The organism is Xanthomonas sp. NCPPB 2586, from assembly GCF_041475775.2.
In the GTDB taxonomy this organism is placed as follows: Bacteria; Pseudomonadota; Gammaproteobacteria; order Xanthomonadales; family Xanthomonadaceae; genus Xanthomonas; species Xanthomonas campestris.
Genome location: NZ_CM192981.1, coordinates 3,987,072 through 4,009,689, shown reverse-complemented (window position 1 = coordinate 4,009,689; position 22,618 = coordinate 3,987,072). Strand labels below are relative to the sequence as shown.

General features: G+C 66.6%; 23 protein-coding genes and 1 pseudogene. 12 read left to right on the top strand and 12 right to left on the bottom strand.

Annotated features, from left to right (window positions below; translation table 11 throughout):
- Both ACCQ09_RS17575 and ACCQ09_RS17570 read left to right on the top strand, forming a co-directional pair.
- Complete coding sequence (locus tag ACCQ09_RS17575; RefSeq protein WP_040941759.1) at positions 1-642, top strand: hemin transporter; 642 nt, start codon at positions 1-3, stop codon at positions 640-642.
- A gap of 28 nt (positions 643-670) precedes the next feature.
- Positions 671-1,594, top strand: coding sequence for a DUF6607 family protein (locus ACCQ09_RS17570; protein ID WP_040941758.1), 924 nt, complete (start codon positions 671-673; stop codon positions 1,592-1,594).
- Positions 1,595-1,924: 330 nt separating this feature from the next.
- On the opposite strand, the gene ACCQ09_RS17565 is transcribed toward ACCQ09_RS17570, so the two are convergent.
- The 7 genes and pseudogenes from ACCQ09_RS17565 to ACCQ09_RS17535 form a co-directional block, all read right to left on the bottom strand.
- Positions 1,925-2,278, bottom strand: coding sequence for a DMT family protein (locus ACCQ09_RS17565; protein ID WP_011036007.1), 354 nt, complete (start codon positions 2,276-2,278; stop codon positions 1,925-1,927).
- A gap of 88 nt (positions 2,279-2,366) precedes the next feature.
- Complete coding sequence (locus ACCQ09_RS17560) at positions 2,367-3,248, bottom strand: ABC transporter permease (protein ID WP_228427855.1); 882 nt, start codon at positions 3,246-3,248, stop codon at positions 2,367-2,369.
- A pseudogene (locus ACCQ09_RS17555) lies at positions 3,245-4,084 on the bottom strand (ABC transporter ATP-binding protein). The gene ACCQ09_RS17560 and the pseudogene ACCQ09_RS17555 overlap by 4 nt, the downstream one beginning before the upstream one ends.
- A gap of 3 nt (positions 4,085-4,087) precedes the next feature.
- A complete protein-coding gene (locus ACCQ09_RS17550) occupies positions 4,088-5,131 on the bottom strand; it encodes an ABC transporter substrate-binding protein (RefSeq protein WP_228427856.1) in 1,044 nt (347 codons plus the stop codon).
- A gap of 46 nt (positions 5,132-5,177) precedes the next feature.
- On the bottom strand, positions 5,178-6,080 hold the full coding sequence (locus tag ACCQ09_RS17545; protein WP_228427857.1) for a TauD/TfdA dioxygenase family protein: 903 nt from the start codon (positions 6,078-6,080) through the stop codon (positions 5,178-5,180).
- 170 nt (positions 6,081-6,250) lie between these two features.
- Positions 6,251-8,734: an ABC transporter permease gene (locus ACCQ09_RS17540; protein WP_040941754.1), complete on the bottom strand. Its 2,484-nt coding sequence runs from the start codon at positions 8,732-8,734 to the stop codon at positions 6,251-6,253.
- A complete protein-coding gene (locus ACCQ09_RS17535) occupies positions 8,731-9,333 on the bottom strand; it encodes an ABC transporter ATP-binding protein (protein WP_011036013.1) in 603 nt (200 codons plus the stop codon). Before ACCQ09_RS17535 ends, ACCQ09_RS17540 begins: the two co-directional genes overlap by 4 nt.
- 109 nt (positions 9,334-9,442) lie before the next feature.
- Between ACCQ09_RS17535 and ACCQ09_RS17530 the strand changes: the two genes are divergently transcribed.
- The 3 genes from ACCQ09_RS17530 (at position 9,443) to ACCQ09_RS17520 (ending at position 12,337) form a co-directional block, all read left to right on the top strand.
- Entirely contained in the window at positions 9,443-10,111 is a 669-nt protein-coding gene (locus ACCQ09_RS17530) for an arylesterase (protein ID WP_029629036.1), read from the top strand.
- A 99-nt stretch (positions 10,112-10,210) separates the two neighbouring features.
- Positions 10,211-10,924, top strand: a complete 714-nt coding sequence (locus ACCQ09_RS17525) for a response regulator transcription factor (RefSeq protein ID WP_228427858.1) — start codon at positions 10,211-10,213, stop codon at positions 10,922-10,924.
- A gap of 141 nt (positions 10,925-11,065) precedes the next feature.
- Complete coding sequence (locus ACCQ09_RS17520; RefSeq protein ID WP_011036016.1) at positions 11,066-12,337, top strand: sensor histidine kinase; 1,272 nt, start codon at positions 11,066-11,068, stop codon at positions 12,335-12,337.
- Positions 12,338-12,717: 380 nt separating this feature from the next.
- On the opposite strand, the gene ACCQ09_RS17515 is transcribed toward ACCQ09_RS17520, so the two are convergent.
- Positions 12,718-13,419, bottom strand: a complete 702-nt coding sequence (locus tag ACCQ09_RS17515; protein WP_040941753.1) for an SGNH/GDSL hydrolase family protein — start codon at positions 13,417-13,419, stop codon at positions 12,718-12,720.
- A gap of 184 nt (positions 13,420-13,603) precedes the next feature.
- Here ACCQ09_RS17515 and ACCQ09_RS17510 point away from each other — a divergent pair, with 184 nt between their 5' ends.
- From ACCQ09_RS17510 to ACCQ09_RS17480, 7 genes are all read left to right on the top strand, one after another.
- Positions 13,604-13,984, top strand: a complete 381-nt coding sequence (locus tag ACCQ09_RS17510) for a diacylglycerol kinase (RefSeq protein ID WP_011036018.1) — start codon at positions 13,604-13,606, stop codon at positions 13,982-13,984.
- A gap of 116 nt (positions 13,985-14,100) precedes the next feature.
- Positions 14,101-14,721 carry a LemA family protein gene (locus tag ACCQ09_RS17505; protein WP_011036019.1) on the top strand — a complete coding sequence of 207 codons (621 nt, stop codon included), beginning with the start codon at positions 14,101-14,103 and terminating at the stop codon, positions 14,719-14,721.
- Between the two features lie 352 nt (positions 14,722-15,073).
- A complete protein-coding gene (locus tag ACCQ09_RS17500; RefSeq protein WP_040941752.1) occupies positions 15,074-15,988 on the top strand; it encodes a TPM domain-containing protein in 915 nt (304 codons plus the stop codon).
- A complete protein-coding gene (locus ACCQ09_RS17495; RefSeq protein ID WP_040941751.1) occupies positions 15,988-16,479 on the top strand; it encodes a TPM domain-containing protein in 492 nt (163 codons plus the stop codon). The genes ACCQ09_RS17500 and ACCQ09_RS17495 overlap by 1 nt, the downstream gene beginning before the upstream one ends.
- 54 nt (positions 16,480-16,533) lie before the next feature.
- On the top strand, positions 16,534-17,424 hold the full coding sequence (gene lgt / locus ACCQ09_RS17490) for a prolipoprotein diacylglyceryl transferase (RefSeq protein ID WP_040941750.1): 891 nt from the start codon (positions 16,534-16,536) through the stop codon (positions 17,422-17,424).
- Positions 17,421-18,215, top strand: coding sequence for a thymidylate synthase (locus ACCQ09_RS17485; RefSeq protein ID WP_040941749.1), 795 nt, complete (start codon positions 17,421-17,423; stop codon positions 18,213-18,215). The genes lgt and ACCQ09_RS17485 overlap by 4 nt, the downstream gene beginning before the upstream one ends.
- Before the next feature lie 72 nt (positions 18,216-18,287).
- Positions 18,288-18,782 (top strand): dihydrofolate reductase, encoded by a 495-nt coding sequence (locus ACCQ09_RS17480; protein ID WP_040941748.1) that lies wholly within the window; start codon positions 18,288-18,290, stop codon positions 18,780-18,782.
- A 44-nt stretch (positions 18,783-18,826) separates the two neighbouring features.
- Here the strand turns inward: ACCQ09_RS17480 and ACCQ09_RS17475 are convergent, their stop codons facing one another.
- The 4 genes from ACCQ09_RS17475 to pdxA form a co-directional block, all read right to left on the bottom strand.
- Entirely contained in the window at positions 18,827-19,801 is a 975-nt protein-coding gene (locus ACCQ09_RS17475; protein ID WP_040941747.1) for a symmetrical bis(5'-nucleosyl)-tetraphosphatase, read from the bottom strand.
- Between the two features lie 28 nt (positions 19,802-19,829).
- Positions 19,830-20,213 (bottom strand): Co2+/Mg2+ efflux facilitator ApaG/CorD, encoded by a 384-nt coding sequence (apaG, locus tag ACCQ09_RS17470; RefSeq protein WP_011036026.1) that lies wholly within the window; start codon positions 20,211-20,213, stop codon positions 19,830-19,832.
- A gap of 77 nt (positions 20,214-20,290) precedes the next feature.
- Complete coding sequence (gene rsmA / locus ACCQ09_RS17465; protein WP_040941746.1) at positions 20,291-21,079, bottom strand: 16S rRNA (adenine(1518)-N(6)/adenine(1519)-N(6))-dimethyltransferase RsmA; 789 nt, start codon at positions 21,077-21,079, stop codon at positions 20,291-20,293.
- 566 nt (positions 21,080-21,645) lie between these two features.
- Positions 21,646-22,614 (bottom strand): 4-hydroxythreonine-4-phosphate dehydrogenase PdxA, encoded by a 969-nt coding sequence (pdxA, locus tag ACCQ09_RS17460; protein WP_040942383.1) that lies wholly within the window; start codon positions 22,612-22,614, stop codon positions 21,646-21,648.
- Positions 22,615-22,618: the final 4 nt, after the last annotated feature.

The following is a 22,618-nucleotide window of genomic DNA, read 5'->3' as shown; positions in this document are numbered from 1 at the left end:
ATGCCGATCGCCCACCCAATGCCGCTCGCGCATGCGCGCACTGCCCATCGTGCCTTGCCGCAACCACGGCAGCTGATGGCCCTGGGCACGGTGCTGTGCGTCTATCGCCCTTCGCTCGGCGATGAATGCGATGGTTGGCAGCATGCGGTGTCGGCGGCAGCGTTCCGCCAGGTCGACAGCGATGGCCTGCGCGAAAGCATCTGGTTCTTCGATGCTGACGGCAGCAGCTGCTGGCGCCTGTGCCTGCTGCCCGATAGCGATTTTCTGGCCTGGGATCGGCTGGTCTCGCGGTTGCCGACGTTGCCGATCGACGGCCAGGGGCTAGGCGTGGGCGAGCGCCTGTGGCGGCGTCTGGCCGGGCGCATGCGTGGCGACAGCTGGCGGCTGAGCGCGCTGCGGCTGCATGCCGGTGGTAGCCGTGATCGCCCGCTGGGCGCCACGCTGGCCAGTGTCTCTGCGCTCGGCGCGGAGGTGGCCGCACGCCTGGCGCGCGAAGAAGGCATCGACGGCCGCGTGGCGGTGGATGATTGCTGCTGCGCGCGCGCCGCCGCCCTGCGCCATGCTGCTGCCAGCGCCACTGCGCCGGGCACCGGCAGTGATCCGCAGGCCATGACGGCCTCCTTGTTGCGGCTGCGCCGCTGACGTTCACCCTTTATAGACGAGCCTACCGATGATCCGAGCGTTTCCCCGTTATCTTGCCGCGGCCTTGGCGCTGTTGCCGCTGGTGGCTGCCGCCGATGCCCAGCGTGACCGTGCCAGCATCCTGGCGATGCAGGGCGAGTACGCCGTGGACTTTGCCTTCGACGAAACCGTGCTGCTCAAGCCGGGCTACGAACGCGCCTCGGCGATGCGCAGTGGCGCCAACGAAGTGGTCATCGTGGTGGAGGATTCGCCGCGCAAGGTGGTGCTGCAGCATCTGCTGGTGGACGAGAAAACCAGGCATGTGACCAAGCACTGGCGGCAGGACTGGACCTATGAAGCACCACAGCGTTTCGAGTTCAGCGCCGAGCAGACCTGGCAGGTGCGCGCGCTGCCTGCAGCCATGACGCAGGGAGCGTGGACCCAATGCGTGTTCGAGGTCAGCGATGCCCCGCGCTACTGCGGCACGGGCCGTTGGGACTATGCCGAGGGACATCCCACCTGGACCAGCGACCTGAGCTGGCGCCCGTTGCCGCGTCGCGAGTACACCAAACGCAGCGACTACAACGCATTGTCGGTCATCAACCGGCACACGCTCACGCCCAACGGCTGGACCCACGAACAGTTCAACACCAAGGTGCTGCGCAAGCCCGACGGCAGCCAGGAAGCCATCGCCCGCGAGTTCGGTTTCAACGACTACCGCAAGACCACCGAAGTGGACTTCGCACCGGCCTATGCGTACTGGAAGGGCACGCAGGGCTACTGGGCAAAGGTGCGTGCGCGTTGGGCGAAGTTCCTCGACACACCGCCGGGCCTACACCTGAAAACCAAGCCGGACGGCATGGCAATGATCATGCCGATGTTCGAACAAGCCGAGACGGTGCAGGGCGGCAAACGCGTCACCGATGCGCAGATCGATGCGGTGTTCACGCAATGGGTGGAACCGGCGAACTAGGCGTGCATCAGCCAACCAGGCATGCAGCTGTCGTAGGAGCGCGCTTGCGCGCGAGGGACATTCCCGAGAACGGCCCCTCGCGCGCAAGCGCGCTCCTACGTGCAAGGCAGGTGTATTCCTTGAACCTCAAGAACGCCGCGACCAGGATCAGCCCGAACGCGTCCCTGTAATTTCACTGCATCGATGTGGTTCTCACACAGTGGGGTGGAACCTGCGAACTAGGCGTGCATCGCCAACCAGGCATGCAGCTGTCGTAGGAGCGCGCTTGCGCGCGAGGGGCATTTCCGAGAACGGCCCTCGCGCGCAAGCGCGCTCATACGTGCAAGACGGTTATTCCTTGAACATCAAGAACGCCGCGACCAGGATCAGCCCGAACGCGGCCCAGTGGTTCCACTTCAACGACTGGCCCAGGTAGAACGTCGAGAACCCGGCGAACACCAGCAGGGTGATCACTTCCTGCATGCCCTTGAGCTGCGGCGCGGAATACACCGCGCTGCCCAGGCGGTTACCCGGCACCTGCAGGCAGTATTCGAAGAAGGCGATGCCCCAGCTGACCAGGATCGCGATCATCAGCGGCGTGCTCTTGTACTTCAGATGCCCGTACCACGCAAAGGTCATGAAGACGTTGCTGGCGAGCAGCAGCAGGATCGGATACAGGTAGGCGGTGAAGGGCGCGGTAGGCATGACGGCAGGCGGCGGCAGGACGGGGCCGGCAGCATAAGCCAGCCTCGTTAAGCGCACGCGACCATGCCGACCTTGGCCACAGCAGGGTTCAGCGTTGCATGCCCCAGCGGCGCACCGTCAGCCGTTCGATCGCCTGGAACACCACGCCCTCCACCAGCAGCCCCAACGCGATCACCATGGCCAGGCCGGCGAATACGCGGTCGGTGTACAGCTCGTTGCGGTTCTGGAAGATGTACCAGCCCAGCCCGCCTTGCCCGGACGTGGCGCCGAATACCAGCTCGGCGGCGATCAAGGTGCGCCAAGCAAATGCCCAGCCGATCTTCAGCCCGGACAGGATCGCCGGCAGGGCCGCGGGAATCAGCAACTGCACCACGTAGCGCGGGCCGCGCAGGCCGTAGTTGCGGCCAGCCATGCGCAGGGTGTCCGGCACCGCCTGGAACCCGGCGTAGGTGGTCAGCGCCAGCGGCCACAGCACCGAGTGCACCAGCACGAACACCAGGCTGCCGGTGCCCAGGCCAAACCACAGCAGCGCCAGCGGCAGCAGCGCGATCGCCGGCAGCGGATTGAACATGGCCGTCAGCGTGCCGAGCAGATCGCGGCCCCAGCGCGTGGAGGCGGCCAACGCGGTCAGCACGAAGGCCAGCACCACGCCCACCACGTAGCCTTGTGCCAGCACCCGCAACGAGGTGCCGACCCGGCGCAGCAATTCGCCCGACAGCAGGCCGGTGTAGAACGCCTGCGCGGTCTGCCACGGGCTTGGCAGCATCAGATCGTCGGCCACCACGCGCGCGGCCACGTACCACGCGGCCACCAGCACTGCCAGCACCAGCGTCTTGCGCAACCAGCCAGGCGCCTGCCAGCGCGCTTGTGCATGCACCTGCAGCAGCGCTGGATCCAGCGGCTGCAGCGCGACCTCGTACTCCGGCCGCACCGGCGGCGTGGCTGGCAACGCCGTGCTGCGCGTGCTCATGGCAAGGCCTCGCGTTGACGCACGGCCGGCCTGCGCAGCGGCGCCACCTTGGCATCCTCCAGGGCGGCATCGGGAAGATCGAACAACAGGCGGTGAATGCGCTGCGCGGTCTACTGGAACGCCACTCTGCCGGCGCTCTGCGGGCCGAACGCATGCGCGTTGAGTTCGGCCCGCACCTGGCCAGGATGCGGCGACAACAGCAGCACGCGGTTGCCCACCACCAATGCTTCCTCGATGGAATGGGTGACGAACAGCAGCGTGAAGCGCAGTTGTTCCCACAGCTCCAGCACCTGCTCCTGCATGCGCGCACGGGTGAGCGCATCCAGTGCGGCGAACGGTTCGTCCATCAGCAGCACGCGCGGGCGCATCGCCAGCGCACGTGCAATGGCGACGCGTTGCTTCATGCCGCCGGACAAGGTGTGCGGGTAGGCATCGGCAAAACCGGTCAATCCCACCTGCGCAAGGCCCTCGTCGGCGCGCTCACGTGCTTCGGCGCGCGATAGCGTGCGGGTGGCGCGCAGGCCGAACACCACGTTCTCGCGCACGGTCTTCCAGGGAGCCAGTTGGTCGAACTCCTGGAACACCACCACCCGGTCCGGCCCCGGTCCGGTGACCGCTGCGCCATCCAGCCGAATCTGGCCTTCGCGCGGCGTCACGAAACCGGCCACCGCCTTGAGCAAGGTGGACTTGCCGCAGCCCGACGGACCAAGCAGCACGAAGCGATCCGCCGCGTGCACATCGAAACGCACCCGATGCGTGGCACGGACCACGCGCTGCGCGGAGGCGTATTCCAGGCTGACGTTATCGACCTGCAGCAGTGGCGCGGCGGTGGTCATCACTCAGCTCCCGCCCGCAATCAACGGGTCGTCGAAGAAGTAGTCGCCCACCTTGGCAGGCGCCTGCTTGATCGCACCGCTGCGCTGCATGAAGGTGCCCAATTTCAGCGTATTTTGCGGCACCACGGTGAACTGCACCTTGGGGTCCTTGAGGATCTGCAGCACCAGCGCGCGATTGATGCGCGAGCCGTTGCGGCGCAGGAAGATGTCGGCGGCCTGCTCCGGATGCGCGGTGACGAATTTCGCCGCCTGATCCAGCGCGGCCACAAAGGCGCGATAGGTCTTGGGGTTGTCGCGGCGGAACTTTTCGGTGGCGTACAGCACCGTGGCCGACGATGGGCCGCCTTCGATGTCGTAGGAACTGGTCACGATATGCGCGGCCGGGTTGCGCGCCAGTTCCTGTTCCTGAAACGGCGGGCTGGCGAAGTGCGCGGTGATCTCGGTCCGGCCACGGATGATGGCCGCCGCCGCATCCGGATGCGGCAACGCCACCTGCAGCGGATCGAGCTGATGGGTGCCCTTGTCGCCCCAGCGCTGTTGCGAGGCATGCTGCAGGAAGCGCGACTGCACCGACACGCCGGTGGCCGGCACCGCGATGCGGTCCTGTGGCGTGAAGTCGCCGATGCTCTTGATGCGCGGATTGTTGCTGATCAGGTAGTACGGGAAGTTGCCCAGCGACGCCACGCCGCGCACGTTCTGGCGGCCACGGGTACGGTCCCAGATCGTGAACAACGGGCCGACGCCGGCACCGGCGATGTCGATCGACCCGGTGAGCAAGGCATCGTTCACGGCGGCACCGCCAGATAGCTGCAGGAACTGCACATCGATGTCCACGCCGGCGGCCTTGCCCTGCTGCTCGATGAGTTTCTGGTCCTGCGCCACGTCCAGCAGCAGATACACGATGCCGAACTGCTTGGCGATGCGCAGTTTTCCTTCGGCGTGCGCGTGCGCGCTGTGCAGCAGCGGCAACGCGGCCAGCAGCAACCAGGCCAGGCGGGGTGTCTTGCGGCGATGGGGGATGGCGTCACCAACAACGGTCAAGCGCATGCGACGCTCCAGTGGGGAAGGGGTAGGGAAACGGTGTGCGTGCAGGTCAGACCGGCACGTCGCCTTCGATGGTGGTGCGATTGAGCCGGCGACGCAGATGGTCTGGCGTGCCGGCCGCCAGATGCATCACCGAGCGGTTGTCCCAGAACACCATGTCGTGCGGCTGCCAGCGGTGGCGATACACCAGCGCATCGCGCGTGCTGTGGTCAAACAGCGCCTGCAGCAATGTATGGCTTTCGTCGTCCGGCAAGCCGACGATGCGGGTGGTGAAGTGTTCGCTGACGAACAGCGCCTTGCGGCCGGTTTCCGGGTGCGTGCGCACGATCGGATGCTGCACCGGTGTGACTTCGGCAATCTGCTCGGCAGTCAACGCCGGGCGCCACGGATTGCGCGCACGCAGTTCCTCGTACTTGGCGAGATAACTGTGCTCGGCCTGCCGGCCTTCCACCGCGCGTTTGAGTGCGTCGGGCAGGGTCTGCCAGGCCAGATGCTGGTTGGCGAACAAGGTGTCGCCACCCTCGGCTGGAAGCTCCTGCGCGTGCAGCAGCGAGCCCAGGCTCGGCGTTTCCTTGTACGACAGATCCGAGTGCCAGTAATGGCTGGCATCACCAAGCCCGATGGGCTGGCCGTTTTCCTTGATGTTGGAGACCACCAGCACTTCCGGATGCCCGCGCAGCTGGAAATTGCGCAGCACATGGATCTGCAACGGGCCGAACCGCCGGCTGAATTCGACCTGCTGCGCCGGGGTGATGCGTTGATCGCGGAACACCAGCACGTGGTGGTCCAGGTGCGCGCGGTGAAGGCGCGCGAACGTGTCTGCATCCAGCGGCTGCGACAACGCCAGGCCGATGACCTCCGCACCCAGGGGCGCATCGAAGGGCACGATCTGCACGCCGGACGCGTGGCCGCGCGGGTTGGGCGCGCGCGCTGCGGATGTGGCACTGGCCATGACGAACACCTCGGAGGCAATGAAGGGCCGCCGGCATGCCGGCGACCAGACACCTCACTCTAGGCAGTCGTTGCCAGGCTGCGAACCAACCATTGGCAACTTCGTCATGCGCTGCGGATATATGCAGCACCGGCGGACGTGCACGCGGTGCGTCCGTGTCCGCCGGGGTGTTACTGCGTGCGTAAGGCCAACGCCGGTGGCGTGGACAAAATGCGCCGCGTCCCGGACCAACCGGCGAGCAGGCTCAGCGCCAGGCCGAACGCGCCGCCAATCAGCAGGCGTGGCCAGTCCGGAGTCAGCGCGATCTCGAACGCCTGCTGCCCGACCACTGCACCGATCACCGCTGCGGCCGTGACTGCCAACAGCGCCGCCAGCAGGCCCAACGCACCGAATTCCACCAGCACCGCACCACGCAACTGGCCGCGCCGTGCGCCCAGTGTGCGCAGCACGGCGCTGTCGTAACGGCGTTCGCCTGCGGTGGCCTGCAATGCCGCCAGCAACACCAGCACGCCGGCCAGCAGGCTGAAGCCCATCACCAACTGCACTGCCTGCGCCACCTGATCAATCACCTCGCGCACCCGGCCCAGGATGGCGTCGATATCCAGCACCGAGATGTTCGGGTAATCGCGGCTGAGCGTGGCCAGCTTGGGGGCGTTGCCCGGCGGCAGGTGGAAGCTGGAAATCAGGTTGTACGGCGCATCGCCCACGGCGCCCTGGTTGAGCAGCAGGAAGAAGTTGACCCGGAACGAATCCCAATCGGCCTTGCGGATGCTGGTCACGGTGAAGCTGCGCTGTTGTTCGCCCAGCAACAAGTTGATGCGGTCGCCCAGCTTGAGTTGGTAGCGCTGCGCCCAGCCTTCTTCCACCGAGGCTTCCGGCGCCGTGCTGTCGGCACTCCAGAATTTCCCCTGCAGTAGCGTGTTCGCTGGCGGAAAGGCGTGCCGCCAGGAGAAGTTCACCGGGCGGTTGTCGCCGTCGCCATCGTCCTGCGGGTCGCGATCGCCGCGCAGCGGTGGCTTGTCGTTGATCGCCACCAGCCGCCCGGTCGAAAACGGCTCCACCGCTGCACCTTCCACGCCGAGGCTGCGCAAGGTTTGCAGCACCGGTTCGGTCTGTTCGGGCTGGATGTTCATCAGGAAGTAGTTGGGCGTGTCCACCGGCAGACGGTCGCGCCATTGCCCGAGCAGGCCGGGCCCGACCACGGCCAGCAGCAACAGCGCGCACAACGACAGCGAAAGCCCCACCAGCTGCACCACGCTCAGCCCACGCCGCCGGGTCAGCGAGGCCAGGCCCAGCTTCCAGGCGCCGCGCAGGCGGTGCTGGATCGGCCGTAGCGCCGCCAGCAGGCCCAGGCCGAGCAGCATCGCCACCACGGCCAGTGCCGCCAATCCGCCCAATACCCAGCCGGCCAGCACCAGGTTGCCGGTGGCATAGACGGTCAGCGCCAGGGTCGCCGCTAACGCAGCGGCATAGACCAGCAAGGAGCTCGGCGGCACCGCGGCAAAGCTGCGGTTGAGCACGCGCATCGGCGGCACATTGCGCAGCCGCAACAGCGGCGGCAGCCCGAAGCCCAGTAGCAGCACCAAACCGATGCCGGCGCCCGCCAGGGCCGGGGTGGCCTGTGGCAGTGGCAGCCGGTTCGGGATCAGGCTACCCAGTGCCTGCACCAGGCCTTCCTGCGCCAGCATGCCCAGGCCGATGCCGACCAGGCAGGCGGGGATCGCGGTCAACAGCAACTGCAGCGACAGCATCGCCAGGATGTCGCGCTGGCGCGCACCCAGGCAGCGCAGCACGGCCACGGTGTCGATGCGGCGCATCGCAAACCGGTTCGCTGCCAGCGCGGTTGCCACGCCCGACAGCAACACCGCCAGCAACGCCGACAGGGCCAGGAAACGGCCTGCCCGGTCGAACGCGGCGCGCATGCCGCGCTGGGTGTCTTCGATGCCCACCAGCCGGTATTCGCTGGCGCGCGGCTTGAGCCAGGCGCGCAGGTCGGCAATGGCTTGCGGCGTACCGGCGAACATCAACCGGTAGGAGGCGCGGCTGCCCGGGCCGAGCAGTCCGGCGCGATCGATATCTGCGCGGTTGACCAGCAACGGCGGCGACAGCTGCATCAGCTCGCCGGAGGCATCGGGTTCGGCACGCAACACGCCGGTGATGGTGAGATGGCCGGCGCCGAATTCCAGCTGTTCGCCAACGCGCAGGCCCAGCGCGTCGAGCAGGCGTGGATCGGCATAGGCCTGGCCCGGCGGCGGTGCCGAAGATGCCTGCGCTTGCGTGCCGGCCGCGTCCTTGGATACCAGCAGCTCGCCGCGCAGGGGATACCCGGCGCCGACGCCGCGAATGTTGGCCATCTGGCTGGATTCGCCATGGAACAACACGCTGGGGAAACTGACCAGGCGGGTGGTCTGCAGCCCGCGCCGCTGCGCTTCGTCGGCAAAGGAGGCGGGAATCTCCTGGCGCCCGGTGACGCCCAGGTCGCCGCCCAGCACCTCAGCTGCGCTGGATGTCAGCGCCAGGGTGACGCGGTCCACCAACGTGCCCACGGCAGTCATCACCGCCACGCCCAGCACCAGCGCGGCAAAGACGGTCAGCAGGTCGCCGGCCAGGAACTCGCGGCGCACCGCACGTGCGGCCTGTTTGAGGACGTTCATGCCGCCGCGCCGGGCTGCTGTGCGTGCAGGCGCCCGCCATCGATGCGGTAGATATGGCGGCAGCGCTGCGCCAGGGTCATGTCGTGGGTGACCAGCACCAGCGTGGTCTCGCTGGTGGCATTGAGCGCGAACAGCAGGTCGCTGATCTGCGCGCCGGTGGCCTGGTCCAGGCTGCCGGTGGGCTCATCGGCAAACAGAATGCGCGGCTTGGCCACGAACGCGCGCGCCAGTGCCACGCGTTGCTGCTCGCCGCCGGAGAGCTGGCGTGGGTAATGCCGCGCACGCGCGCTCAGGCCAACCGCCTGCAGCACCTCGCGCACCCGCGCCGGATCTTCGCGCCCGGCCAGTTCCAGCGGCAGCGCGATGTTTTCTTCGGCCGTCAGCGCTGGCAGCAGGTGGAAGCTCTGGAATACGAAGCCCACCTCGCGGGCGCGCAGGGCCGCGCGTGCTTCCTCATCGAGCTGGCCCAGGTCCTGCCCGGCCAGCGCGATGCTGCCGCGGCTGGGCAGGTCCAGCCCGGCGAGCAGGCCGAGCAGGGTGGTCTTGCCTGACCCCGAGGCGCCGACGATGGCGATACTGTCGCCTTCACTGACCGTCAAGCTGATGTTGTCGAGGATGTGGAGTGTTCCCTCCGGTCCGCTGACGGACTTGCCGACCTCGCGGACGTCGATGGCGGTGCGGGTGCTGGAGTGGGGGGCCAGACTGTCGATGAGGAATCTCCGAATGCGTGAAAGAACACTGCGGTACAGCGTGATGAGCCTGTGGCTGCTGACACTCTCCCTGCTTGCGCCGGGGATTGCCTCTGCCAAAAGTCCGGCCACTGCCGCGCCGATCCTGGTAGTGGGCGACAGCCTGAGCGCCGCGCACAACATCCCGGTGCAGTCCGGCTGGGTCACCCTGCTGGACCAGCGCCTGAAGCGTGACATGGCGACGCCACCGCCGGTCGTCAATGCCAGCATCAGCGGCGAAACCACCTCCGGCGCCTTGACCCGGCTGCCTGGGCTGCTGCAAAAGCACCGCCCCGGCGTGGTCGTCATCGAGCTGGGTGGCAACGATGCCTTGCGTGGCCTCACGCCGGCCCAGCTCAAGGGCAACCTGGAGAAGATGATCCAGTTCAGCCGTCAGGCGGGCGCGAAGGTCTTGCTGCTGGGCATCGATGTGCCGCCCAACTATGGCCCGGCCTATCGCGAGCGGCTGAAGGCGACCTATGCCGACCTCTCCAAGCAATACCAGACCGCGCTGGTGCCGTTCTTTCTTGAGAAGGTCGCCCTGCAGCCGGGCCTGATGCAGGCCGACGGTCTGCACCCCACCGCCGCCGCACAGCCCAAGGTGCTGGAAACGGTCTGGCCAGCACTGCAGCCGCTGCTCAAACCCTGAGTAAGCGGCCTCGAGCGACCCGAATCCGACGCGAAGTCTTCACGCCATTTCCACCGCCAATCCGGCATGTTTCACAAAGCTGAAGACCGAGGAAAGTCCATGCGTCAGACCAAGGAAACGTCCGGCCTCGTGCTGGTCGTCGAAGACAATCGCAATATCTCAGAAATGATCGGCGAGTACCTGGAAGGCCGCGGCTTCGAGGTCGACTATGCCATGGACGGACTGGACGGCTACCGTCTGGCCGCCGAAAATAGCTATGACGTGGTGGTGCTGGACCTCATGCTGCCGCGGCTGGACGGTATCGAAGTCTGCCGCCGCCTGCGTAATGACGCACGCAAGTCGACCCCGGTGCTGATGCTGACCGCACGCGACACGTTGGACGACAAGCTCACCGGTCTGGGCTTCGGCGCCGACGACTACCTGACCAAGCCGTTCGCGATCCAGGAACTGGAAGCACGCCTGCGTGCCCTGATCCGTCGTGAGCGCCGCCAGGTGGGTTCGGAAGTGCTCAAGGTCGCCGACCTAGTGCTGGATCCGGTGAGCATGCGCGCCACCCGCGCCGGCACCGAGCTGCAGCTGTCGCCGATCGGTCTGCGCCTGCTGACCATCCTGATGCGCGAATCGCCGCGTGTGGTGACGCGTCAGGAAATCGAACGCGAGATCTGGGGCAACGGCCTGCCGGACTCGGACACCTTGCGCAGCCATCTGTACAACCTGCGCAAGATCATCGACAAGCCGTTCGACCGCCCGCTGCTGCACACCGTGCAGAGCGCCGGCTATCGCATTGCCGACATCGCACAGCCGATGGCCTGATGTCGCTGGCCGGCTGCCGCCTGGCAGCCGGCTGTTCCTCAAGGCGCCCACGCGCCGCTCGTCACCGCGTGCTGCCGGTTGGTTGCACGACGGGCTCACGGAAGTGTTGCCTATACTTCGGCGATCTTCCTGGATGCCGCAATGCCGCACGGGCTCCCGCGAAAAATCCGCATCGCATTTTTGTTGCAGGTCGTCCTGGCGAGCCTGGCGATCATGCTGGGCGGCTATCTGATCTCGCTGGTCATCAAATACAGCCTGGTGCGTACCGTGCTGGCCGACGAGGCCGTGCATTTCTGGCGCATGTACCGCAGCGCGCCCGATCATCGCCCACCCGATACACGCAACATCCGCGGCTATTTCGATCCTGCCGGCCCTGCGAGTGATGACGTGCCGCAGTCGCTGCGTCTGCTGTCGCCGGGCTTCCGTGAAGTGGCCGCCGCCGATGCGCTTGTGTACGTCGACCAGCGCCCGGAAGGACGGCTGTACCTGGTGTTTCCACGCTCGCGTGCGGCGCATCTGACGCTGTGGTTCGGCGTGGTGCCGGCGATCCTGGTGCTGCTGGCGATCTATGGCGTGTCGTGGTTTACCTACCGTCTTTCCAAACAGCTGGTGTCGCCGGTGACCTGGCTGGCGCGCCGCGTGGCGCAGTGGGATCCGCGCCAACCCGATGTGGACGAGCTCTCGCCCGAACGGTTGCCGGTGGAAATGCAGGGCGAGACCCGGCAGCTCGCCGCTGCCTTGCACGAGCTGGGCCGCCGCGTCAGCGACCACGTCGCGCGCGAACGCAACTTCACCCGCGATGCCAGCCATGAATTGCGCACGCCGCTGACGGTGATCCGGGTCGCCAGCGACATGGCCCTGGCCGATGAAGAACTGGCACCGCGCACGCAACGTAGCCTGCGCCGCATCCAGCGCGCCGGACGCGACATGGAAGCGGTGATCGATGCCTTCCTGATCCTGGCGCGCGAAGCCGAGATCGACCCGCAGAGCGAAAGTTTCGATGCGGCCGAACTGGCCAGCGAGGAAGTGGACAATGCGCGCGAACTGCTGGGCGACAAGCCGGTCTCGCTGCACATGGTGGGCGACCGCAGCCTGCAGATGTTTGCGCCGCCACGGGTGATGCGGGTGGTGCTCAGCAACCTGCTGCGCAATGCCTGTGCCTACACCGATACCGGCAGCATCGAAGTGGAAGTCACCCAGGACCGCATCGTGGTGCGCGATACCGGCATCGGCATGAGCGAGGAGGCGCGGGCGCGTGCATTCGATCCGTTCTTCCGCGCCGACCCGACCCGGCCGCAAGGCACCGGACTGGGGCTATCGATCGTGCGCCGGCTGTGCGACCGCTTCGGCTGGCGCATCGAGTTGCATAGCGAGGCGGGTGTCGGTACTTCTGTTGCAGTCGTGGTGGCGTAGGTGGGTCTGACGCTGGTCCGCAGGAAATAGCGGCAAATCTGCTTATCGCTACCGTGTATGCGTCGCTGCAGTGGTTTAGCGAACGCGCTATGGCTACAGAAGAAAGCGAGATGCCCGGGGCACGCATCCTCGCTGTGTCAGTGCCTCAGCCTGAGGAAGGTGCTGGCCTGCGTTGACCGGTGAGCATCTCGACAGTGCGAAGCACGAAGTAAATGCAGCGCGTTTGAGCAAGCAGCGGTTGCCGTGCGTGGCTCAGGATTGCTGTGCGTGGCTCAGGCGTACCTAGTTAACAGTGCATGCTCTCAACGCCAAATTGCGGACCGGACCAGCGAGTCGTTCCAGCAACGCCCGTCGCAAGGGGCGTTGCCTGAGGACCAGCGTTACTTGCGATCCAGCACCGGCGCCACCGCTTTGCGCCAGAGTGCGTACCCTTCCGGCTTCATGTGCAGCATGTCCTCGCGGAACAGCTCCGGGCGCGGCTTGCCGGTGGCATCCAGCATCGGCGTATAGATGTCGATGTAGTCGGTCCGCGGCACGTTGGCCAATGCCTGCTTGATCAGCTGGTTGGCGCGCACAATCGCCGGCAGCAGCTGTGCACGCGACGGGCTGGGTTTGATCGACAGGTAGCCAATGCGTGCCTCGGGAAGTGCGGCGCGGATGCGTGTGACGAAAGCCACCACATCGTCGCGCACCTGCTCCGGGCTGCGCCCGCTGTTGAGGTCGTTGTCGCCGGCATACAACACCACCTGGCGCGGCGCGTAGGGAATCACGATGCGGTCGGCGTACCAGGTGCTGTCGCGCACTTCCGATCCGCCAAAGCCACGGTTGATCACCGGCTTGCCGGGGAAATCCTGCGCCAGTGTTTCCCAGAAACGGATCGACGAACTGCCGACGAACACGATGCCGTGTTGGGGCGGCGGTTGCTGCGCATCGCTGGCCGCGAAGCGCTGCATGTCCTGCTCCCATGCCGCATTGGAGACCTGTGCCGGCACCTGGGGCGTGGCAGGCGGCGCGGCGGCCTGCAGGGGGCTGGACGCAATGGCGAGTGCGCACAACATCGCGCGCAAGGGCAGTTGTTTCATCGGGCAGACCTGTCAACGTGGAGCGGACTGCGCATGGTGCGGCAGCGCGGCTGCAGCGGCAAATCCGGGCGCGACTGGCGGCCGGAACCGTCGCGGTGGCAAGATTCCCACTTTCCGCTGCTACGGCCTCCCCATGTCCCTGATCCAATCCTTGTCCTGCACCAGCGTTCGGATGCGCTGACGGATGGCCGATCAACTGGGGCACGTGCCGCGCGGCCCGCGCCGGATGCTCAAGGCGGCGGTCTGGTCGTGGCAGGGTCTGCGTGCGGCGTGGCTGCATGAATCCTCGTTCCGCCTGGAAGTCTGCCTGGCGGCGCTGCTGACGCCGCTGGCGCTATGGCTGGGGAATTCGGGGCTGGAACGCATCGCGCTGATTGCACCGTTGCTGATCGTGCTGGCCGCGGAGTTGCTGAACTCGGCCATCGAGGCAGTGATCGAGCGGTATGGCCCGGAACACCACGTGCTGGCCGGGCGCGCCAAGGACATGGGCTCGGCCGCCGTGTTCGTGCTGCTGATCAACGTTTTGCTGTGCTGGGGCCTAGTCCTACTACCGCGGCTGTTCTGAGCGCGGCAGCGCGGTGGTGGCTGTCAAGCGGCTCGCCGCACCGCATGCCGGGATGTGCATGCCGGCTTGACTGGCGCCGTGGCATGCTCGCGGTCCCTTGTCATGGAATCGCCTGCATGCCCGTCCTGATTCGCGCCCTGGTGCTGCTGGTCCTCACCGCCTCGCTGTCCGGCTGCGGCTACAACGCGATCCAGCAGAAGGAAGAAGGCGTCAAAGCGGGGTGGTCGGAGGTGCTCAACCAGTACCAGCGCCGCGCCGATCTGATTCCCAACCTGGTGCGTACCGTGCAGGGCTATGCCCAGCAGGAGCGCCAGGTGCTGACCGAAGTGACCAACGCGCGTGCCCGGGTGGGCCAGATCCAGGTCAATGCCGATGACGAAGCCTCGCTCAAGCGGTTCCAGCAGGCGCAGGGCGAACTGGGCAGTGCGCTGTCGCGCTTGCTGGTGGTCAGCGAAAACTACCCGCAGCTCAAGTCCGACCAATCGTTCCGTGATCTGCAGGTGCAGCTGGAAGGCACCGAAAACCGCATCACCGTGGCGCGCGGCCGCTACATCCAGACCGTGCAGGACTACAACACCTACATCCGCTCGTTCCCGCAGGTGATCACCGCCAAGATCTTCGGTTACCAGCCCAAGCCGAATTTCAGCGTGGAAAACGAGGCGCAGATTTCGCGCGCGCCGGAGGTGAATTTCGGCACGCAGCCGGCACCGCAGCAGCAACCGCAGCCTGCGCAGTAATGCGGCGCAGTGGTGGGCAGCGAGTAGATGGCTGGCCGTCGATGAGGCGGCCGGCCGTTGGCGGCGGCGCGCACGTCGCTGTGATGGAGGCCAGGCATTGCGTCAGAGGTGTGTGCGGTGACGCCAATGCCCCGCGCGCTGCTACGCGACTTCGCAGTGGTTGCATCGACGAACGCTCTGGGTCAAACACTGTTACCAGGTCAGCCGCCACGCAGGGCTCGCCGTTTCTGTCTCGTTATTGCCTGCGGTGGCATGCGGCCATGTTCGACAGCGCGGCGCCAGGCCCCACGCGCCATGTGCCTGAAAACGTGGCAGTTATGTCGATGGGCAATGCCGCCCTTTGGAGTCTGTAATGCCCCAGCGTCGATATGCCCTGTGGATGCTGTGGCTGTTCTGCGCACTGCTGCCGGCCACGGTGGTCGCGCAGGATCTGGCCGCCATCCCGCCGTTGCGCTCGCCGGTGGTGGATACCACCGGCACGCTGGATGCCACCCAACTCCAGCAGCTGGAACAACAGGCGCTGGCCCTGCAGCAACGCAAGGGCGCGCAGTTGCAGATCCTGATCGTACCGACCACCCAGCCGGAGGCGATCGAGCAATACACCCAGCGCGTGTTCGACCAATGGAAGATTGGCCGCAAGGGCGTGGACGATGGCGTGCTGCTGCTGGTGGCCAAGGACGACCGCCGGGTGAGGATTCAACCGGGCTATGGCCTGGAAGGGGCGATTCCCGACATCGTGGCCAACCGCATCATCCAGGAGTACCTGGCGCCGCGGTTCCGCGAGGGCGATTACGGCGGCGGCATCCGTGACGCCACCGCCACGCTGGCCGGGCTGATCGAAGGCGAGGCCTTGCCCGCGCCGGTGAGCGGGCATGCGTCGGATCTGAGCGATAGCGACAGCGGTAGTTGGGTCATGGCGCTGTTCATCGGCGTGTTCGTCGCGCTGATCGCGCGGGTGTTCCTGCGGGCATTGCCGCGGCCGGTGCGCGGAGTGCTAAGCGGTGCAGCGGCCGGCGCGGCCGCGTTGCTGCTGACCTCACTGGTGTTTGCCAGCATCGGCGCGGCGGTTGCCGGATTGGTCGTTGGCCTGGCGTCCGGTTCCGGCGGCCGCTCCATCGGTGGTGGCGGTTGGGGCGGCGGATTTGGTGGTTTCGGTGGCGGCGGGCGCGGCGGGCGCGGCGGTGGCTTTGGCGGCGGCGGGTTCGGTGGCGGCTGGGGTGGGGGTGGTGGGTCGTCGGGAGGCGGTGGCGCCTCGGGGAGCTGGTGATGCGCTGGATCAGACACATGTTTGCGCCCTCGGCGCAACGCAGCTTTCCGCCGCGCAGCATGGACAGCATCGCCGCGGCGATCGCGGCCAGCGAGCAGTTGCACACCGGTCAGGTGATGGTGGCGGTGGAGGCGGATCTGTCGGTGGCGGCGCTCTGGCGCGGTCATGGTGCTCGCCAACGTGCCGAGCAGGCGTTCGCACAGCTGCGCACCTGGGATACCGAGGCCAACAACGGCGTGCTGATCTATCTGCTGCTGGCCGACCATGCCATCGAAGTGGTGGCCGACCGTGGGCTGCGTGCGTTGGTGCCGGACGCGGCCTGGGCCGAGGTCTGCCGGCGCATGCAGCAATTCTTGCGCGATGGTCAGCACGAGGCCGCAGTGCTGGCGGGGGTGGAGGCGGTGACCGAACTGCTGTGCGCGCATTTCCCGGCCGCTGCCCAGGCCCAGCATGAAGACGAGCTGCCCAATCGGCCGCACATCCTCGGCTGAGGACGCCGTAGATGTCAGAATAGCGGCCTCGCTTTTTCGTGATCCGCGGTCCGCATGATCTATCTGCACGCCATCGACCCCATCGCCTTCTCGCTTGGCCCGGTGCAGGTGCACTGGTACGGGTTGATGTATCTGGCCGCGTTCTTCTCCGCCTGGGCCCTGGGCCGCTCGCGCATCCTGCGCGGCCGCCTGCCCGGCGTGGACATGGACGGATTTTCCGACCTGTTGTTCTACGGCATGCTCGGCGTGGTGCTTGGCGGGCGCATCGGCTACATGTTGTTCTATGCCTTCGACACCTTCCTGGCCAACCCGCTGATCCTGTTCAAGGTGTGGGAAGGGGGCATGAGCTTCCACGGCGGGCTGCTGGGCGTGTTGATCGCATGCGGCCTGTGGACACGCCGGCACCGCCTGCATTTCTTCGATGTCATGGATTTTGTCGCGCCCCTGGTGCCGTTGGGCCTGGGCTTCGGGAGGCTGGGCAATTTTGTCGGCGGCGAGTTGTGGGGCAAGTTCACTCAGGCCGGCTGGGGCGTGATCTTCCCGCATGCGCCGGAGCTGGCCGACTGGTCGCCCGCGCAACTCCAGGCCCAGTACGCGGCCGGCGCGCTGGACCGCTTCGCCCGGCATCCGTCGCAGCTGTATGAAGCCGCGCTCGAAGGCGTGGTGATGTTCGTGGTGTTGTGGACCTTCTCGATGAAGCCGCGCGCCCGCTATGCGGTGTCGGGACTGTTCGCGCTGCTGTATGGCGTGTTCCGCTTCATCGTGGAGTTCGTCCGCGTCCCGGATGCACCGCTGGGCTACCTGGCCTTCAACTGGCTGACGATGGGGCAGATCCTGAGCCTGCCGCTGATCGGCGTGGGCCTGGTGCTGCTGGCGCTGTCGCGCCGCGCGCCGGTCCTGCAGCCGGTGGTGCCGACTGCAGCAGGTGTGGAGGCGGCCAAGTGAAGCCGTACCTGGAGTTGCTGCAGCACGTGCTCGAGTACGGCGCCGAGAAGTCCGATCGCACCGGCACCGGCACGCGCAGCGTGTTCGGCTGGCAGATGCGCTTCGACCTCAATGCTGGTTTTCCGCTGGTCACCACCAAGAAGCTGCACCTGCGCTCGATCATCCATGAGCTGCTGTGGTTCCTGCAGGGCGATACCAACATCGCGTACCTGAAAGACAACCAGGTCCGCATCTGGGACGAATGGGCCGATGCCAACGGCGACCTCGGCCCGGTCTACGGCAAGCAGTGGCGGCGCTGGACCGGCCCGGACGGCGTCGAGATCGACCAGATGCAGTGGCTGGTGGACGAGATCAAGCGCAACCCGGACTCGCGCCGGCTGGTGATCAGTGCCTGGAATGTCGGCGAGTTGCCGCAGATGGCCTTGATGCCCTGCCATAGCCTGTTCCAGTTCTACGTGGTGGACGGCAAGCTCAGCTGCCAGCTCTATCAGCGCAGCGGCGACATCTTCCTGGGCGTGCCGTTCAACATCGCCAGCTATGCGTTGCTGACCCACATGGTGGCGCAGGCCACTGGCCTGGGCGTGGGCGACTTCGTACACACACTGGGTGATGCGCATCTGTATTCAAACCATTTCGAGCAAGCCCGCGAGCAGCTCACACGCACACCGCGTCCGCTGCCAACCTTGCGCCTGAACCCGGATGTCACCGACCTGTTCGCGTTCCGTTTCGAGGACATCGCCATCGACGGCTACGACCCGCACCCGGCCATCAAGGCGTCAGTGGCGGTGTGAGCACGACAGCGCAGGGTCTCGACAGGCGCTGCGCTACGCTGACGCTCTGTTTGAACGGACGTCTTTGCCCTCATGAAACTCTCGCTCATCGTCGCTTTCGACCGCAACCACGCCATCGGCCGCGACAACGATCTGCCGTGGAAGCTGCCCGATGACCTGAAGCGCTTCAAGGCGCTGACACTGGGCAAGCCGATCCTGATGGGGCGCAAGACTGCGCAGTCACTGGGCCGTGCGCTGCCAGGGCGCCTGAATCTGGTGCTGACGCGTTCTGGGCAAGTGCCCTTCGATGACATGCATGCAGTGGCCTCGGTAGACGAGGCGATCGAACGCGCGGCGCAGGACGGTGCGCAGGAGCTGTGCGTGATCGGGGGAGGCGAGGTGTACCGCCTGACCATGGAGCGCGCCGATCTGCTGGCGGTTACCGAAGTGGACACGGCCGTCGAGGGCGCCGATACGCACTTCCCGCCGATCGATCCGGCGGTGTGGGTGCCTGCCGAGCGCAGCGCGCATGCGGCCGACGCGCGGCACGCCTTCGCTTTCAGTTTCGTGGATTACCAGCGCCGCTGATGGGCCCCTGGCGTCGGGCCGGCGGCACCGACGCGTGCACGGGCTCACTCCTGGGACGTGTCGCCCGGCGCTGCAGCGGGTGCAGCAGCATTGCCGCCATTGCCATTGCCATTGCCGCCACCACGCCCACCGCGTGCGCGTTGCCGGCCCTGGCGTTCGCGCGGGCGACGCGGTGCACGCGGCGCCGTTGCCGGCGCAGTGACCTCGCGACCCGGCACCTGCACCACGCGCAGTTCGTCGGTATCCAGCTGCAAGGCGGTGAGCTTGCCGCCCCACACCGCACCGGTATCGATGGCATGCACGCCCTGGGTGATGGTCAGCCCCAGGGCCGACCAGTGGCCGCAGACGATCTTGAGATCGCGCTCCACCCGCCCCGGCACTTCGAACCAGGGGTACAGGCCCTGGGCCTGGGTGCCGGGTGTGCCCTTGTCGTCGGTGGCGATGCGCCCACGTGGCGTGCAATAACGCATGCGGGTGAACAGGTTGATGATCGCGCGGCTGCGGTCGTACCCGCTCAGGCCCGGCGACCAGCCCGGCTGATCGCCGTACATGTTGCGCAGCAGCTTGCGATAGCCACCGCCCTGCAACTGCTGCTCGACTTCGCGCGCATGCTTTTCGGCCATCTGCGTGGTCCATTTGGGCGCTAGCCCGGCATGGATCATCATCCAGCCCAGCTCGCGGTCCACGTGCGCCAGCTTCTGCATGCGCAGCCAGTCGAGCAGTACGTCGCGGTCTTCTGCCAGCACGATGCGCTGCAGATCCGGATTGACCTTGCGTTGTTCTTCTTCCGAGCGCGCGCCGATCGCCAGCAGCGACAGGTCGTGATTGCCAAGCACCACCACGCTGTGCGCGCGCAACGAGTGCACCAGGCGCAGCGTTTCCAGCGATTGCCCACCGCGGTTGACCAGATCGCCGCAGAACCACAGCGTGTCCTGGGCCGGGTCGAACCGGATCTTTTCCAGCAGCTGCTGGGTGATGTCGTAGCAACCCTGCAGATCGCCAATTGCCCAGACGCTCATCGCGCGTGCTCCCTCAATGCAGCATCCATCAGTGCAGCGTCCTCGGCACGCTCAGCACGAAGGCGGCGATTGGCGCGGTGAATTCGGTGCCATCGTCGGCCACCATGTCGTAGTAGCCCTGCATCTGCCCCTGTTCGGTTTCCAGCAGCACACCGGAGGTGTAGTGGAAGGCCTCGCCCGGACGCAACCGCGGCTGCTCGCCGACCACGCCTTCGCCATCCACCTGCTCGGTGCGGCCGTTGGCGTCGGTGATTTTCCAGTGGCGCGCAATCAGGCGCGCTGGCACGGCGCCGGCGTTCTGGATGCGAATGCTGTAAGCGAAGGCGTAGCGGCCTTCTTCCGGAGTCGATTGATGGGCGAGGAAGCGTGGTGACACCTCGACCTCGACCCGGTAGCGCGGATCATCTTGCATGGGGAAAGTTTAGAGGGTGTTCTGTACTTTGAGGTGAGTGCGTGCGGTCTGTCTCGCGCCGCGTCGGGCGCGGTGATTCAAGCCAGCTCGACATTGGCCAGACGAATGAAATCGGCGACCTCCAGCTGCTCGGCGCGTGCGTCCGGGCGCACCCCGGCGGCCTCGAAATGCGCTGGCTCGCAGACCGTGGACAGGGCGTTGCGCAAGGTCTTGCGGCGCTGCCCGAAGCCGGCGCGCACCACATCGGCAAAGCGCTTGCGGTCCTTGATCAACACGCTGGCCGCATCGCGCGGTACCAGCCGCACCACCGCAGAGTCCACCTTGGGCGGCGGGCGGAACGCGCCCGGCGGCACCACGAACAGCGCGGTCACCTCGCAATAGGCCTGCAGCATCACACTCAGCCGCCCATAGACCTTGCTGCCCGGGCCGGCCGCCATACGGTCGACCACTTCCTTTTGCAGCATGAAGTGCATGTCGGCCACTGCGCTGGCATGGTCCAGCGCATGGAACAGGATCGGCGAGGAGATGTTGTAAGGCAGGTTGCCGACCAAGCGGATCGGGGTGCCATCGGCCACTGCGGTGAAGTCTACGGCGAGCACGTCGCGGTGGATGATCTGCAGCTGGCCGATCGGTGCAGCGGCTTCGGTCAGCGGCGCAATCAAGTCGCGGTCGAACTCGATCACGGTCAATGCGCCGTGCTTGCGCAGCAGCGGAAAGGTGATCGCGCCCTGGCCGGGGCCGATTTCGACCAGATGCTGGCCGGGGCGCGGATCCACTGCCTGGACGATCCGGTCGATGTAATACCGGTCGGCAAGAAAGTGTTGGCCGAGCGACTTCTTGGCCGGTGCGCTGAAAGAGGAATTCATGCGCAGAGTTTAACGGAGCGCGGGCATGCCCGCGGCACGCGCCTGGTGCGTCTACCGAAGAGCTGATTGATTTGGCGCTGTTGGCCTTGGCCTGGCGCTGATTCGCGCAGTTGCGGGTGAGCGCCAAAGCAGCATCCGTGGCGACAGACGTGCCACCCCCAACTACTGGCCGATGTAGATAGGCGCAGCTGGCAATCGGCTCTCTAACAAGCGAGCGTTCGCTGCACACATCGCCAATCCAATACGGGAGGGCGCGGTGTGCCACTTTGGGTGCGGCGTTTGCGACACGCGAAAGTAGAGCGCGGCTGTGCCTGACATTCAGTGCATCACGTTCCGCACAGGTGTCCGCACGGTAAAGGCCGCTGACGGAAATCACCTTGAACATGCCGGCGATGCCTCGCCTGCAAACGCGATGACCCTCGGCCCTAATGCCACGTTGACCTCAGGCCGGAGTGGCACAGCAACAAACGCATGGCTGGTGGTGGCGGTGAAGCGCGGTGCCGACGCGGCGGCATTCGCTCACGTGCTGAACCGGGTCTGCCGCTGCGCGGCACCGATCTTTCGAATCAGCTGCGTGCTGCCAGGCGTGCACACAGCGCCGTCGCGGCAAGCAGGCTGGAGGGATCGGCCACCCCACGCCCGGCCAGTTCCAGCGCGGTGCCGTGATCGACCGCCACGCGCGGGTAGGGCAGGCCGAGGGTGATGTTCACCGCCTGCTCGAATCCGCTGTACTTGAGCACCGGCAGCCCCTGGTCGTGGTACATCGCCACCACCGCATCGAAGTCGGTGAGCTTCTGCGGCAGGAAGGCGGTGTCGGCCGGCAGCGGGCCGATCAGCTGCATGCCTTCGCTACGCAATTGATCGAGCACCGGAATGATGACGTCCAGTTCTTCGCGGCCGAGCAGCCCGTCTTCGCCAGCATGCGGGTTGAGACCGAGCACGGCGATGCGCGGATGTTCCAGGCCGAAGTCCCGTTGCATGGCAGTGGCGGTGATGCGCAGGCAGCGCGCCAGCGCCTCGGCGGTGATCGCCTCCGGCACCGCGCGCAGTGGCAAGTGAGTGGTCACCAGCGCCACCCGCACGATGCTGTTGGCCAGCATCATCACCACCGGGCAGCCGGCCTGTGCGGCAAGCAACTCGGTGGTGCCGGTGTAGGCAATGCCGCCGGCGTTGATCACGGCCTTGTGTACCGGGCCGGTGACGATGCCCTGCAGCTTGCCAGACAGGCAGTCGCCTGCTGCTCCCAGCAAGCCGGCAATCACTGCGGCCGCATTGGCGGGATCGGGCGTGCCGAAGCGGGTGGGGGCGGCCTGACGGATCGGATGCAGCGGCAGATCGCCGGGCAGGCGTGCGGGCTGGTCGGGATCGAGCAGACGGACAGACAAACACAGCGCCTTGGCGGCGCTGTGCAGGGTGTCAGGATCGGCGTAGGCGATCAGATGGGCATCCGAGCGCGGCTGCTGGGCGAGCCGGATACACAGTTCCGGCCCGATCCCGGCCGGCTCGCCTGGCACCAGCGCGAGCGAGGGGACCATCGGC